The sequence below is a fragment of the Enterococcus sp. C50 genome (assembly GCF_040887505.1).
In the GTDB taxonomy this organism is placed as follows: domain Bacteria; phylum Bacillota; class Bacilli; order Lactobacillales; family Enterococcaceae; genus Enterococcus_B; species Enterococcus_B thailandicus.
This window is the reverse complement of sequence record NZ_JBFOFW010000009.1, coordinates 1-14,588: the sequence shown is the minus strand read 5'-3', so window position 1 is coordinate 14,588 and position 14,588 is coordinate 1. Positions and strand designations below refer to the sequence as shown.

Annotated in this window: 12 protein-coding genes; 10 read left to right on the top strand and 2 right to left on the bottom strand. The window is 37.0% G+C overall.

Annotated elements, in window-relative coordinates:
- Positions 1–13 precede the first annotated feature (13 nt).
- Complete coding sequence (locus AB3I20_RS10835) at positions 14–1,210, top strand: multidrug efflux MFS transporter (RefSeq protein WP_067484123.1); 1,197 nt, start codon at positions 14–16, stop codon at positions 1,208–1,210.
- A 64-nt stretch (positions 1,211–1,274) separates the two neighbouring features.
- Here the strand turns inward: AB3I20_RS10835 and AB3I20_RS10830 are convergent, their stop codons facing one another.
- A complete protein-coding gene (locus AB3I20_RS10830) occupies positions 1,275–1,463 on the bottom strand; it encodes a YjzD family protein (protein WP_067484125.1) in 189 nt (62 codons plus the stop codon).
- 118 nt (positions 1,464–1,581) lie between these two features.
- On the opposite strand from AB3I20_RS10830, the gene dnaE reads away from it, so the two are divergent.
- The 3 genes from dnaE (at position 1,582) to pyk (ending at position 7,940) form a co-directional block, all read left to right on the top strand.
- The gene (dnaE, locus tag AB3I20_RS10825) at positions 1,582–4,896 is read left to right on the top strand and encodes a DNA polymerase III subunit alpha (protein WP_368027308.1); all 3,315 of its coding nucleotides are present in this window, start codon (positions 1,582–1,584) and stop codon (positions 4,894–4,896) included.
- Positions 4,897–5,062: 166 nt separating this feature from the next.
- Entirely contained in the window at positions 5,063–6,025 is a 963-nt protein-coding gene (gene pfkA, locus AB3I20_RS10820; protein ID WP_067484127.1) for a 6-phosphofructokinase, read from the top strand.
- Positions 6,026–6,155: 130 nt separating this feature from the next.
- Complete coding sequence (gene pyk / locus AB3I20_RS10815; RefSeq protein WP_067484128.1) at positions 6,156–7,940, top strand: pyruvate kinase; 1,785 nt, start codon at positions 6,156–6,158, stop codon at positions 7,938–7,940.
- Between the two features lie 30 nt (positions 7,941–7,970).
- On the opposite strand, the gene AB3I20_RS10810 is transcribed toward pyk, so the two are convergent.
- Positions 7,971–8,876: a LysR substrate-binding domain-containing protein gene (locus tag AB3I20_RS10810; protein WP_071869305.1), complete on the bottom strand. Its 906-nt coding sequence runs from the start codon at positions 8,874–8,876 to the stop codon at positions 7,971–7,973.
- A gap of 113 nt (positions 8,877–8,989) precedes the next feature.
- Here AB3I20_RS10810 and AB3I20_RS10805 point away from each other — a divergent pair, with 113 nt between their 5' ends.
- From AB3I20_RS10805 to AB3I20_RS10780, 6 genes are all read left to right on the top strand, one after another.
- Complete coding sequence (locus AB3I20_RS10805) at positions 8,990–9,121, top strand: hypothetical protein (RefSeq protein ID WP_270344834.1); 132 nt, start codon at positions 8,990–8,992, stop codon at positions 9,119–9,121.
- 161 nt (positions 9,122–9,282) lie between these two features.
- Complete coding sequence (locus AB3I20_RS10800; protein ID WP_067484133.1) at positions 9,283–9,843, top strand: DUF177 domain-containing protein; 561 nt, start codon at positions 9,283–9,285, stop codon at positions 9,841–9,843.
- Positions 9,844–9,912: 69 nt separating this feature from the next.
- Complete coding sequence (rpmF, locus tag AB3I20_RS10795; protein ID WP_067484136.1) at positions 9,913–10,092, top strand: 50S ribosomal protein L32; 180 nt, start codon at positions 9,913–9,915, stop codon at positions 10,090–10,092.
- Positions 10,093–10,259: 167 nt separating this feature from the next.
- Entirely contained in the window at positions 10,260–11,681 is a 1,422-nt protein-coding gene (gene gndA / locus AB3I20_RS10790) for an NADP-dependent phosphogluconate dehydrogenase (RefSeq protein ID WP_067484139.1), read from the top strand.
- A 191-nt stretch (positions 11,682–11,872) separates the two neighbouring features.
- The gene (locus tag AB3I20_RS10785) at positions 11,873–12,559 is read left to right on the top strand and encodes a response regulator transcription factor (protein ID WP_002290973.1); all 687 of its coding nucleotides are present in this window, start codon (positions 11,873–11,875) and stop codon (positions 12,557–12,559) included.
- Complete coding sequence (locus tag AB3I20_RS10780; RefSeq protein WP_067484140.1) at positions 12,556–14,061, top strand: HAMP domain-containing histidine kinase; 1,506 nt, start codon at positions 12,556–12,558, stop codon at positions 14,059–14,061. Before AB3I20_RS10785 ends, AB3I20_RS10780 begins: the two co-directional genes overlap by 4 nt.
- The last annotated feature ends 527 nt before the right edge of the window (positions 14,062–14,588 follow it).

Below are 14,588 nucleotides of genomic sequence, written 5' to 3'. Positions count from 1 at the left end.
AGAGGGATGATGAATGGGGATTAAATGGAGAAAGAATTTAATTATTGCATGGATTGGTTGTTTTTTCACTGGTGCAAGTATTAGTTTAGTCATGCCGTTTATTCCTGTTTACGTCGAACAACTAGGGACGCCTCAAGATCAGGTTGAATTATTTTCTGGATTAGCGATTTCAGTTACTGCTTTTGCAGCAGCAATTGTTGCACCGGTTTGGGGAAATTTAGCAGATCGAAAAGGGCGGAAAATTATGATGGTTCGAGCGGCAGCGGGAATGACAATCACCATGGGCTCACTGGCTTTTGTTCCTAATGTGTATTGGCTGTTAATTATGCGCTTCTTTAATGGAATTTTATCTGGGTATATTCCAAATGCTACAGCAATGATTGCATCACAAGCGCCGAAGGAAAAAAGTGGTTGGGCATTAGGGACACTTTCGACTGGAGCAATTGCAGGGAATTTGATTGGTCCGTCCATGGGTGGTGCGTTAGCGCAATGGTTTGGCATGGAGAACGTCTTTATTATTACGGGTGCAGTACTTTTAGTAACGACAATCTTAACAATTTTTCTAGTAAAAGAGGATTTCCATCCAGTTGAGAAGAAAGATTTAGTCAGCACAAAAGAAATTTTTTCAAAAATGGATCATTTCTCTATTTTAGTGGGACTATTTATCACAACATTGATTTTACAAATTGGTGTGACTAGTATCAGTCCAATCTTAACGTTGTATATTCGCCAATTGAGCGGAGATATCAATAATGTTCTCTTTATTAGTGGGTTGATCGTTTCAGTTGCTGGGGTTTCAGCGGTACTGTCTTCTCCCAAATTAGGGAAGCTAGGGGATAAAATCGGTAACCATAAAGTGTTGCTTGCTGGATTGGTCTTATCGTTTTGTTGTTACCTTCCTATGGCATTCGTTCAAACACCATTACAGTTAGGAATTTTACGTTTTATTTTGGGCTTTTCAACTGGAGCATTGATGCCTTCGATTAATACGTTGATTAGCAAAATCACGCCTCAAGAAGGTGTGAGTCGAGTGTATAGTTACAATCAAATGTTTAGTAATTTTGGGCAGGTTTTAGGACCAATGCTTGGTTCGACTGTTGCCCATTCATTTGGTTACAGTGCGGTGTTTGTGGTAACCAGTTGTTTTGTCTTATCGAATATCGGACTCTCGCTTTTTAATTTTAGAAAGGTTTTACGTAGTAAATTTTAAAAAAACGAATCGTAGACAAAAAAACAGATTGGGAAAACTTGCTTTCCCAATCTGTTTTGATTTACTATGAGTGCGATGAGGCTTCTTTTTTTGTTGGAGCAACTGCACCGATTAAGATGATAATGATACCGGCAATTAGTGACATAATTGCTGTCAAAGCAAAATCGTAAGTTCCTTTTGTCAAGGCACTACCAATGTAACCAACAACTTGTCCTAAAACTAGGGACCAAAATAACGTTACAATATATCGCATGAAGAACACCTCTTTTCTATCCCAATTTTAACAGAATTTTTTTGAATGTAAAGCAAGGTACAATGCTTAATTGTACTAACGATAGTGAATTTTAACGAAAAAAAAGGCGGAATGCAAGATGTTTTTTCCACAACTGTATACGAGAACTTCATATTCTTTGTTACAAAGTACGATTCGCATACGAGAGTATGTCCGTGAAGCTAAAAAACTTGGATACACTTATTTAGCTATCACTGATGAGGATGTTTTGTACGGCGCCGCAGAATTTTACCAAGAGTGCGTCAAAGAAGGAATCAAACCAATTATTGGCATACATCTTGAGTACACTTTTGAAGACAAAGACTACGGACTGTTAGTTTATGCAAAAGACAAGATTGGTTACCAACAATTGATGAATGTTTCGAGTAAAAAAATGATTGAAGGTACTATTGAACTGAACACATGGACGAAGACGGACCACTTGATTTTGATTGTGCCAGATAGTCATTCGATTGCAAATGATTATGGCACGGCAGAAACGTTTGCTAGTCATTGGCAAATGCTAAAAGAAAAAGTCCATTTCCACGATTTTTATGTGGGTGTAACTGGCCAAACCGTTTCGGATTCTAAAGAATGGTACGAGTTTCTGTCAGCTGAAGAGGAACAACTGTGTGCATTACATCCGATTGCAAGCTTGCATCAGGAAGATTTGTTTGCATTGGAAACAATGAAACATATAAAAGAAGGTACACAAATTTCGTCAGAAGAATTAGCAGATAGTAGTCAACTAGAAAATAAAAACTTTCTTGAATCAGAGAGTAAGATGATTCAAAAATTTAATGAACGATATACGTACAAAGTTCTTGAGACAACTCAAAAATTAGCTGAATCTGTGAATTTTGAGTTTCAATTTCATCAAAAACTGCTACCGCATTATCCAGTACCAAATGATGAATCGGCAGCGGTATACCTCAAACAATTGTGTCAAAATCAGTTATCAAAAAGAGTAGAATCTTTGACACCAGAATATCAACAACGTTTAGACTATGAATTAAAAATTATTCATCAAATGGGATTTGACGATTACTTTTTAATCGTGTGGGATGTGATGGCTTTTGCACACAAACAAAAAATCGTTACTGGCGCGGGTCGTGGATCAGCTGCGGGTTCATTAGTTGCTTATGTTTTGGCAATCACAGATGTGGATCCTTTGAAATATAATTTGCTCTTTGAACGTTTTTTAAATCCAGAACGTTACACAATGCCTGATATTGACTTGGATATTCCTGATAATAAACGTGAAGAAGTCTTGAATTATGTCCGAGAAAAATACGGGCAGTATCATATGGCACAGATTGCAACTTTTGGAACAATGGCTGCCAAAATGGTATTAAGAGACGTTGCGCGAGTATTTGGTGTTTCACAAAGTGAGGCAAATCGCTGGTCAAAGGCGATCCCTAATCAATTAAAAATCACCTTGTCACAAGCTTACCAAACTTCGAATAAACTAGTTGAATTGGTGCAGGCAAATAAAAAAAATCAATTACTGTTTCAAACAGCGACCATTTTAGAAGGGCTGCCACGTCACATATCGACACATGCGGCAGGGGTGGTATTGAGCGACCGCAATCTATTAGAGCTAGTTCCTTTACAACAGGGATCAGACGAAGCTTTTTTAACGCAATATACTATGAATGCCGTAGAAGAAATCGGATTGCTGAAAATGGATTTCTTAGGTTTACGGAACTTATCAATTATTGATTATGCGCTTAAATCAATCAAACGTGTAGAAAAAATCGACCTTCAACTTAAGCAGATACCACTGGATGATGCGAAAACTTTCCGATTGTTTCAAAAAGGGGAGACAACCGGCGTCTTTCAATTTGAATCGGCAGGAATTCGAAATGTTTTACGGCGTTTGGGACCAGAAAATATTGAAGATATCGCTGCTGTCAACGCTTTGTATCGTCCTGGACCTATGCAAAATATTGATACCTTTATTGCACGAAAAAAAGGGAAAGAGGTTATTCAATACCCGGATGACGCATTAAAACCAATTTTGGCAAATACCTATGGAGTTATTGTGTATCAGGAACAAATCATGCAGATTGCTTCAACGATGGCTGGATTTTCTTTAGGTCAGGCAGATATTTTACGACGTGCAATTAGTAAGAAGAAAAAGGAAGTTATTGATAGAGAAAGAGAACACTTTGTAACTGGTTCACTAGCGCAAGGATATTCTAAGGAAAAGGCAATTGAAGTGTACGATTATATCGAGCGTTTTGCTAATTATGGATTTAATCGTTCACATGCATTCGCTTATTCATTTGTTGGGTTTCAAATGGCTTATCTCAAAGCACATTATCCAGGAGCATTCTTTACTAGTTTGATGAATGCTGTGCGACACAATACCGCTAAGCTTAAAGAATACCTTGCTGAAGCTAGAAAGAACAAGTTAACGCTGAGTCCGCCTTCCATCAATCAAAGCGCTTATGGGTTTGAATTAGTCAATTCGCAATTGATTCGTTTTGGTTTGACAGCAATCAAAGGGGTACGGCGAGATTTTGTAGAAGAGATTATCAATGAAAGAAAAACAAATGGTTCGTTCAAATCTGTTGATGAGTTTTTGATTCGTATAGATAAGCGATGGCTCAAAGAAGATATCCTGAAACCTTTAGTTGCTGTAGGTGTATTCGATGAGTTAGAAAAAAATCGTAAGCAGCTCATGCTCGATTTAGAAGGAAAGATCCAAAACGTTCAATACAGTAGCGGCAGTTTGGACTTGATGGAAATCATGGCGTTGAAGGAAGAAGAAATTGCAGATTATTCATTAGATGAACGTTTGACACTAGAAGAAGAATATCTTGGTGTTTATTTATCTGGTCATCCAACAGAAGGATATGAGCGATTGCGTTTAGCTAAACGTGTTCAATTGATTACCGAAATTGTGCCTCAGCAGACAGTAAGTTTGTTATTGTACATCAAAAATATTCGTGAAATTCGGACAAAAAAAGGAGAAAGAATGGCTTTCGTGGAAGGAACGGATAGCTCAGGTGAAGTAACAGTTACTGTTTTTCCTAAGCTGTATCGCCAATTCAGAAATCTTTTTGAAGTGAATCACGTACTGTTTGTACAAGGTCGTAGTGAAATAAGTCGCTATAACCAAGAATTACAATTGATTGGCGAAACATTTGCAGATGCGAAAGAATTTGAGAAAAACTTTCCAGATCAAACTTGTTATTTAAGAATCACAGAAGGACAAGAAGACCATGAAACAATGCATCAATTGAAAACAATTTTTCAGAAACATCCCGGATACATTCCAGTTGTTTTATACTATGAAAAAACACAACGGAAAATCGTGTTATCAGAGGAAAACTGGGTAGATGGGAGTAAGAGTCTGCGAGGACAGCTTTCTTATTTACTTCAAGAGGAAAATGTTGTTTTCAAATAAGTTACGGTAAAAAATACTACGTGCTTTCATTTTTTTTCATTTTTTTAGCTATTAATCAAGACAAGTTAGAAAAATAATGTTAGAATGTTAGACGTGGTTATTGCAAACAAATGGTTATAGCCTAAGTCTTCTTAGGATAAAGTATTTTAATGAGGTGAATGTTTATATGAAACGCATCGGAATTTTGACCAGTGGCGGAGACGCACCTGGAATGAACGCAGCGATTCGCGCAGTTGTTCGTAAAGGAATCTATGAAGGTCTAGAAGTTTATGGAATCAACTACGGATTTGCCGGATTAGTTGCCGGAGATATTCGTCGTCTTGACGTTGCTGACGTTGGTGATAAGATCCAACGCGGTGGTACTTTCTTGTACTCTGCTCGTTACCCAGAATTTGCTACAGAAGAAGGTCAATTAAAGGGTATCGAACAATTGAAAAAATTCGGTATTGAAGGTTTAGTAGTTATCGGTGGAGATGGCTCTTACCATGGAGCGATGGCTTTAACTAAGCGTGGTTTCCCAGCAGTGGGAATTCCTGGAACAATCGATAATGATATTCCTGGTACAGACTTCACAATCGGTTTTGATACAGCAATTAATACAGTGCTTGAATCAATTGACCGCATTCGTGACACAGCTACATCACACGTTCGTACATTCGTTATTGAAGTAATGGGACGTAACGCTGGCGATATCGCTTTATGGTCAGGTGTTGCAGGCGGAGCTGATGAAATCATCATTCCAGAACATGATTTTGACATGGCTGCTGTTGCTAAAAAAATCCAAGAAGGCCGCGATCGTGGAAAAAAACATTGCTTGATCATCTTGGCTGAAGGTGTAATGGGCGGAAACGAATTTGCTGAAAAACTTTCAGAATTCGGCGACTACCATACTCGTGTATCTATCTTAGGACACGTTGTTCGTGGGGGCGCACCAAGCGCACGTGATCGTGTGTTAGCAAGTAAATTTGGTGCTTATGCTGTTGAATTATTACAACAAGGTAAAGGCGGATTATGTGTTGGGATTCATGACAATGAAATTGTTGCTTCTGACATCATTGACACTTTGGAAAACAACAAACATAAACCAGACTTATCATTGTACGAATTAAACAATACTCTTTCATTCTAATTTGATTTAATCAAAGGAATGAATAAGACCAGAGCAAACTTTGTTTGACTCAACTGAACTATCTATAATTAATAGCTATTTAAGCTGTAAAGCTTTAAATAAACAAAATTGAATGGGAGCGTTTTGTAAAATGAAAAAAACCAAAATCGTTAGTACATTAGGACCAGCAAGTAATTCAGTAGAAACTATTTCTAAACTGATCGAATCTGGAGCAAATGTCTTCCGTTTTAACTTCTCACATGGAGATCATGAAGAACAATTATCACGTATGGTAATGGTTCGTGAAGCCGTTAAAAAAACAGGCAAAGATGTAGGTATCCTTTTAGATACTAAAGGTGCAGAAATCCGTACAACAGTTCAAGGAACAACAGAAGCTGATTTTGGCCGTGCCGGCTATATCAAATTCGAAGTTGGAGATCAAACTCGTATCTCTATGGACCCTGAACATGTTGGTTCAAAAGAAAAAATCGCTGTAACTTATCCTGGATTGTTTGAAGACGTTCACGTTGGTGGACACATCTTATTCGATGATGGTCTTATTGACATGGAAATCGTTGAAAAAGACGAAGCAAACCGTGAATTAGTTGTAGTAGTTAAAAATGCAGGTATGCTAGGATCACGTAAAGGTGTTAACGCACCAGGCGTATCAATCAGCTTACCAGGTATTACAGAAAAAGATGCTGACGATATCCGTTTCGGTTTAGATAACGACATCGACTTTATCGCTGCAAGTTTTGTACGTAAAGCACAAGACGTTTTAGATATTCGTGAAATTTTAGAAGAAAAAAATATGACACACGTTCAAATTTTCCCTAAAATTGAATCTGAAGAAGGTATCGACAACATCGACGAAATCATCAAAGTTTCTGATGGTGTTATGATTGCTCGTGGTGACATGGGTGTTGAAATTCCAGCTGAATTAGTACCAATGGTTCAAAAACGTATCATTAAAAAATGTAACGCTGCTGGTATCCCAGTTATTACAGCTACACAAATGTTAGAATCAATGCAAGAAAACCCACGTCCAACACGTGCCGAAGCATCTGACGTTGCCAACGCTGTATTTGATGGTACAGACGCAACAATGTTATCAGGTGAATCTGCAAATGGTGACTACCCTGTAGAAGCTGTTTCAACAATGGCTCGTATTGACCAAGAAGCTGAAAAAGCTTTAGCTGAATTAGGTACATTCCAAATCAATCAATTTGACAAAACTGATGTTACTGAAACAATCGGTTTGTCAGTAGCTCGTGCTGCTAAAAACTTAGGTGTTAAAACAATCGTTGCTGCAACTGAGTCTGGTTACACAGCTAAAATGATTTCTAAATACCGTCCAGATGCTGACATCTTGGCAGTTACATTTGACGAACGCACAAAACGTGGTTTGATGTTAAACTGGGGCGTATACCCAACAGTTACTGAAAAACCAACAACTACTGATGAAATGTTTGAATTAGCTGCTAAAAAAGCAGTTGAATTAGGCTTTGCTTCAGAAGGCGATCTAATCTTGATCACTGCTGGTGTACCAGTTGGTGAACGTGGAACAACTAACGTAATGAAAATTCAAATGATTGGTTCTAAATTATTAGAAGCTCAAGGCGTTGGCCAAAAATCTGTTGTTGCAAACGCAGTAGTTGCTTCATCTGCTGAAGAAGCAATTAAAAAAGCAAAAGACGGCATGGTATTAGTTGTTCCAACAACTGATAAAGAATATATGCCTGCTATTGAAAAAGCAGCAGCAGTCGTAGTTGAAGAAGGTGGCTTAACTTCACACGCAGCAGTTGTAGGTATCGCTCAAGATATTCCTGTAATCGTTGGTGCAAAAGACGCGACTTCAACAATCGTTGATGGTGAATTAATTACTGTTGATTCACGTCGTGGTATTGTATACCGTGGCGAAACAACAGCTATCTAATTTGCTAGATAGTATAAAAAAAGCAGCTCCTCAATCTGAGGGGCTGTTTTTTTGTGTCTGAATAAATTCATTAATGACGCGGACAACTTGTTGCTGTAAATCAGTTGGCAATTGCTGTGTGCGCGTGACAAGTGAAATCAGAAAGCGTGGCTGTACAGTGTCAGTTAGTGGAAGTACAACTAACTGGTCTTCTGGATGAATCGCAATTTCTGTTAAAAAACCTATACCAACTTGTTCGCGAATCATACTTTTTAAAATGGATAAATCATTGCTTTGATACACAATTTTTGGTTCGATGTGTGCTTGTTTTGCTAATTTTGAAAAAGCAGTAGGATGGACGTAATGCTCGTTCAATAAAACAAATTCTTCGCTGATCAATTCTTTGAACGAAACAGCTTCTTTTTGGGCAAGTGGATGTTCTGGTGAGACAACAATCATAAACCGTTTGTCTAAGAGCAACTGTGTCTCTAAGGACTGATCAACAATTGGCTGAGTTGAACCAAGTAAAGCTAAATCAATTTGACCTTGATGAATCATTCCATACAAGTCGCGGGAACCACCATCAATGATTTCTAATTGATTCATCAACTTTTGCCTAATGAAGTAACCGGATAATTTTGGAAAATATTCATTTCCAATGATTGGTGGCATGCCAAGACGAATTTTTTTTGTTTGTAGTTGTTGAATCTCAGCTTTTGCACGAGTGATTTCTTGAAGAATGGACTGTGCGTGGATAAACAGTTGGTGACCAGCTGGTGTGATCAATAGTTCATTGTGCGAGCGATCTCGGACGATGAGAACAGCGTTTAATTCTTTTTCAAGCCGTTGGACAGCATAAGTGATTGTGGGTTGGCTAACATGAAATAGATTAGCAACTTTTGTAAAGTTTTTTAGTTTGACTAATTGAACATAGTATTCAATATCTCGTGTGTTCATGTGTTAGCTCCTCTCTTTATCCATATAAATAATAGTTATTGTAATGGATTCGTTTCTTGATAGCAACTGAAAGTTCAACGAAGTCGTTTGCGAAGCTAGCAGGAAACGTTTAGATGGATACATTTGAAAAAATTTGCGAAATCAGTAACCGATTACTTGTTATTTCGATTGAACAGAAAAAATTCCAAAAAAATTTTTTGAGAAAAGAAATCAATTTGTCAAAAGACGTCTTAATCGAACTTTAGCAAAAAAGAAAAGGAAAATTTTGTTGGAAAAGTGAAAAAAGAAAACTGATTTTCCAAATAATGTACTGTTTTTTTATGAACTGTAAGGTGTCAAGAAAATTTCATTGACAAGGACGTTTTTGCCCTGTATAATTGCTTTTGTTGCTTAGGAGTGATGAAAAATGAAATGGTCTTTACTAGAATTACGAAAATATCAAGAGACACCATTAGTATTTCATGAAACACTTGATTTAAAATCAGGTTTAATGAAACGCGATAATTTAATACTCGATGTTGCACCAGTGGCTGTTGAAGGATTTGTTTCCGTTGATAAAAAAGGCTATATCGTTCATTACACTGTGCAAACGACTCTGACTGTCCCATCAACACGTTCACTCGAACCTGTTGAGTTAGTGATGGATTTTCCGGTTGATGAATTATTCATGACAGTAGAACAGTATCAAAGTCGAGACGAACAATTATCTGCTGATGAGATTTTGTTGATTGAGGGCACACAGCTTGATTTGACAGAGTCAATCGAAGATAATATTTTATTGGCAATTCCAATGCGTGTGCTTACTGAAGCAGAGGAAGCAGACGAAACCAACCTACCTAAAGGGGCAGATTGGGAAGTTATTTCTGAAGCAGAACATGAGCGCAGAAAAGTGGAAGAAGCTGAGACAAAAGTAGATCCTCGTCTTGCAAAACTATCGGAATTTTTTGATGATGAATCAAAGGAATAAAGATAACGAGTAAGATTGGAATATATTGTATCTAAATGGATGCAAGACTTTACAAGGAGGTGTAGCAAAATGGCAGTACCAGCTAGAAGAACATCAAAAGCTAAAAAAGCAAAACGTCGTACACACTACAAATTGACAATCAAAGGTTTAAACGAATGTCCTAACTGTGGTGAAATGAAAAAAAGCCATCACGTATGTACAAATTGTGGTTACTATGATGGTAAGGACGTAATGTCTAAAGAAGCTTAATACATTTTAATTAGAAAATGTAAAACCTCAAGGCTAACCATGGAGCCTTGGGGTTTATTTTTTTCTCGGAATCGCCAAAATATTTTGCACATTGGTTTGCATTGCACCAATGTTAGGCTATAATGAGAGAGATTAGGGGATTAACCCCAAATGTAGGAGGAGTTCATATGACGAAACAACAAATCGGCGTTGTCGGTATGGCCGTTATGGGCAAAAACTTAGCCTTAAATATTGAAAGCCGCGGTTATTCAGTCGCTCTATTTAACCGTACTGGTTCAAAAACAACAGAAGTAGTAGAAGAACATCCAGATAAAAACTTTAAAGCAACTTATACAATGGAAGACTTTGTTGCTTCAATTGAAAAACCACGTCGTATTCTTTTGATGGTTAAAGCAGGACCAGCTACTGATGCAACGATTCAAGAATTATTACCTCATTTAGATAAAGGCGATATTTTGATCGATGGCGGAAATACATTCTTCAAAGATACAATTCGTCGCAATGAAGAATTAGCAAACTCTGGAATCAACTTTATTGGTACTGGTGTTTCAGGTGGAGAAGAAGGCGCGCTAAAAGGCCCTTCTATCATGCCTGGTGGGCAAAAAGAAGCCTACGAATTAGTGGCACCGATTTTAGAACAAATTTCTGCTAAAGCAGAAGATGGCGCACCATGTGTAACTTATATTGGGCCAAATGGTGCAGGTCATTATGTAAAAATGGTTCACAATGGAATTGAGTATGGAGATATGCAATTGATTGCGGAGTCTTATGACTTAATGAAGAATATTCTTGGGCTATCAGTTGATGAAATGGCTGAGATCTTCAAAGAATGGAATCAAGGGGAACTTGATAGCTACTTAATCGAGATCACTGCTGACATTTTGACTCGTAAAGACGATGAAGGCACAGGCAAACCGATTGTTGATGTCATTCTTGATGCAGCTGGCAATAAAGGAACTGGTAAATGGACAAGTCAAAGTGCTTTAGACTTAGGTGTGCCACTTCCATTGATCACAGAATCTGTATTTGCTCGTTATATCTCTGCTTATAAAGACGAACGTGTCCAAGCAAGTAAAATTTTGTCAAATCCAAATAATTTTGAATATACTGGTGACAAAAAAGAATTGGTTGAGAAAATCCGTGAAGCATTGTACTTTAGCAAAATTATGAGCTATGCTCAAGGCTTTGCACAACTACGAGTAGCTTCAAAAGAATACGATTGGGACTTGCCATTTGGCGAAATCGCTAAAATCTGGCGTGCAGGATGTATCATCCGTGCTCGTTTCTTACAAAAGATCACAGATGCATATGATAAAGACCCAGACATCGAAAACTTATTGTTAGATGATTACTTTGTTGAAATCACAAAGAAATATCAACAATCAGTGAGAGATGTAGTTGCTTTAGCCGTTCAAGCTGGTGTACCAGTGCCAACATTCTCTTCAGCAATTTCTTACTTTGACTCTTATAGAGCAGAACGCTTGCCAGCAAACATTATTCAAGCACAACGTGATTATTTTGGTGCACACACTTATGAACGTGTGGACAAAGAAGGAATCTTCCACTACTCTTGGTATCATGAAGAGTAAGTAGTTCTTGACTTTGCAAAACTGAAAATTTAGATAAATCATGATAGAGCTGAAGTCATTTGTTACGAATAGACTTCGGCTCTTTTTAAAATTGTTTATTCATGATAGAATGACTATAGATTTTTAAGTAGAATATCGGTATAATGATAGAGTTTGTAGAAATCGCGTAGAGGGAAAGGATAAAATAATAGATGAGTAATATTCTAATCATTGAAGATGAAAAGAACTTAGCTCGCTTTGTCGAGTTGGAATTAAAGCACGAAGGGTACAATGCTGAAGTTCATTATAATGGCCGCACAGGATTAGACGCTGCTTTAAATAATGAATGGGATGCCATTTTACTAGATTTGATGTTACCAGAGTTAAATGGATTAGAAGTTTGTCGACGTGTCCGTCAAGTAAAAAACACACCAATCATCATGATGACTGCTAGGGATTCAGTGATTGACCGCGTATCAGGTTTAGACCATGGAGCAGATGACTACATTGTTAAGCCATTTGCAATTGAAGAATTATTAGCCCGCTTGCGAGCTTTGTTACGTCGAATTGATATCGAAGGTGATAAAAACGTAGCAAAACAAACAACAATTACTTATCGCGACCTAACAATTGAAAAAGAAAATCGTGTGGTACGCCGTGGAAACGAAGTAATTGAATTAACCAAACGTGAGTATGAGCTATTATTGACGTTGATGGAAAACGTCAATGTAGTACTAGCCCGTGATGTTCTATTAAACAAAGTTTGGGGTTATGAAACAGAAGTCGAAACGAATGTTGTCGATGTATATATTCGTTACTTGCGCAATAAGATTGATGTTCCTGGGGAGGAAAGCTATATCCAAACTGTCCGCGGAACAGGTTATGTGATGCGCTCGTGATCAAACCGAAAAAATCGGAAAAAAGAGAACTGAAAGGTCCCTCCTTGACTATCAAGTGGGCCTTTGCAAGTTCTTTCTTTATATTTGTTGTTTTTACTATTTTTGCGGTTATTACTTATAAGTCTTCAATCAATCTGATTGTTGCTAAAGAACGAAACAATGTGGAACGAACGATTTCGCAAGTGGCCTCTCGGTTAGCTAACTCAGATGAAGAGCTGACTTTAGTCAATACGTACCGAAATTTGACTAATACAACTACAAATGATAGTAATATTGACGACCAAACGACGAATATCGAAGGGAACTTAATGAAAATTGATTCCTTCATTGCAGAACTTGGTCAGTCATCATTGGATTTATTCGTCTACAATTTAGAAGAAAAGCTGATATTTAAAACGCAGCAGCATAGTCAATCATTGTTACAAACAACCAGAAAAGTTCCAACGATCGTTACGATTGATGGGAGAACAGGATTTTTATCTATTCAACCAATCTATTCTAAAGGAACCCGTGAAAAAATTGGGTATGCGCAAACTTTCTATGAGCTGTCCTCTTTTTATGATATACGCAATAAATTATTGTTAACACTGATTATTTTAGAAGTCGTTTCATTGATTCTAAGTAGTATCTTGGGGTTTTTCCTATCCTCTTATTTCCTGAAGCCGTTAAAAGTTCTGCGAGATACGATGGATACTATCCGAAAAGATCCACAGTCAGATATTCATATGCCTGAAATTGATACAAATGATGAATTAGCAGATTTAGCTGAGATCTTTAATGAAATGCTTGATCGGATGCGATTATACATGGAGCAACAAGAACAATTTGTTCAAGACGTGTCCCATGAATTACGAACACCAGTAGCAATCATTGAAGGTCATTTGAGTTTGCTAAACCGCTGGGGAAAAGATGACCCTGAAATCTTAGAGGAGTCTCTTAGCGCAAGTATGCAAGAAATTAGCCGTATGAAAAGTCTTGTTCAAGAAATGCTAGATCTTTCGAGGGCGGAACAAGTTGATATTCATTATGGTAATGAAACAACAAAAGGAAAAGAAGTTACCTATCAAGTTTACAATAACTTTAAGATCTTATATCCAGACTATGTAATCACTTTGGATGATGATTTATCTAAAGAAGTAATCTTGCAAATCTACCGTAATCATTTTGAACAATTAATCATTATTATTCTTGATAATGCGGTTAAATACTCTACGACGAGAAAAGAAGTGCATATTTCGATTTCTTCTACGTTAAGTGAATTTGAGATTGCGATTCAAGATTTTGGTGAGGGGATTCCACAAGAAGACTTGAAGAAAATCTTTAATCGGTTTTATCGAGTTGATAAAGCTAGAGCTCGCACAAAAGGTGGAAATGGTCTCGGCCTGTCTATCGCTAAGCAATTAGTTGAAAGTTATAAGGGGCGAATTATCGCTGAAAGTGTTGTTGGTCAAGGAACGATTTTTCGAATATTCATCCCAATAGTAAAATCTGAAGACAAGTAAAACGATTTCGTTTTGCTTGTCTTTTCCTTTTTTATAGAAAATAGCTACAAGGCGGGGGAACACAAGTATTTGATGGACGAACTATAAGCAGTAATTTGTAAAACTTAGCAAGAAAATAGTAGGAAAAATAGAACAAAAAAGAAACATTTTTTTTGAATATTCGTTTTTAAAAATATTATTCAAAAAAGTAATTATTTCTGTTGCAATTTAAGAAATAGATTGCTATATTATTATTTGTTCTCTAATAATTCTTTACTTACTAACAACATTAATTTCTTTAAAAAATAGTGTTGACGAATAAAGAATGACATGTTAGAATAACAAAGTCGCTTAAGTAATAAGCTTTCAAAAGTTTGATATTTCAATAAAAAAGTTGTTGACAAATAACAAACTGAATGATAAACTTATCAAGTCGTTAAAAAAGCGGCGGAAAATTAAAAAACAAAAAGTGTTGACAACTTCTAAAGAATCTGTTAAGATATAAAAGTTGTTAAAACAAAAAAGAATAGACCTTTGAAAACTGAACA

Coding starts and splice junctions, on each gene's coding strand:
- AB3I20_RS10835 (WP_067484123.1), top strand. CDS start 14: ATGGGGATTAAATGGAGAAAGAATTTAATTATTGCATGGATTGGTTGT.
- AB3I20_RS10830 (WP_067484125.1), bottom strand. CDS start 1,463: ATGCGATATATTGTAACGTTATTTTGGTCCCTAGTTTTAGGACAAGTT.
- dnaE (WP_368027308.1), top strand. CDS start 1,582: ATGTTTTTTCCACAACTGTATACGAGAACTTCATATTCTTTGTTACAA.
- pfkA (WP_067484127.1), top strand. CDS start 5,063: ATGAAACGCATCGGAATTTTGACCAGTGGCGGAGACGCACCTGGAATG.
- pyk (WP_067484128.1), top strand. CDS start 6,156: ATGAAAAAAACCAAAATCGTTAGTACATTAGGACCAGCAAGTAATTCA.
- AB3I20_RS10810 (WP_071869305.1), bottom strand. CDS start 8,876: ATGAACACACGAGATATTGAATACTATGTTCAATTAGTCAAACTAAAA.
- AB3I20_RS10805 (WP_270344834.1), top strand. CDS start 8,990: ATGGATACATTTGAAAAAATTTGCGAAATCAGTAACCGATTACTTGTT.
- AB3I20_RS10800 (WP_067484133.1), top strand. CDS start 9,283: ATGAAATGGTCTTTACTAGAATTACGAAAATATCAAGAGACACCATTA.
- rpmF (WP_067484136.1), top strand. CDS start 9,913: ATGGCAGTACCAGCTAGAAGAACATCAAAAGCTAAAAAAGCAAAACGT.
- gndA (WP_067484139.1), top strand. CDS start 10,260: ATGACGAAACAACAAATCGGCGTTGTCGGTATGGCCGTTATGGGCAAA.
- AB3I20_RS10785 (WP_002290973.1), top strand. CDS start 11,873: ATGAGTAATATTCTAATCATTGAAGATGAAAAGAACTTAGCTCGCTTT.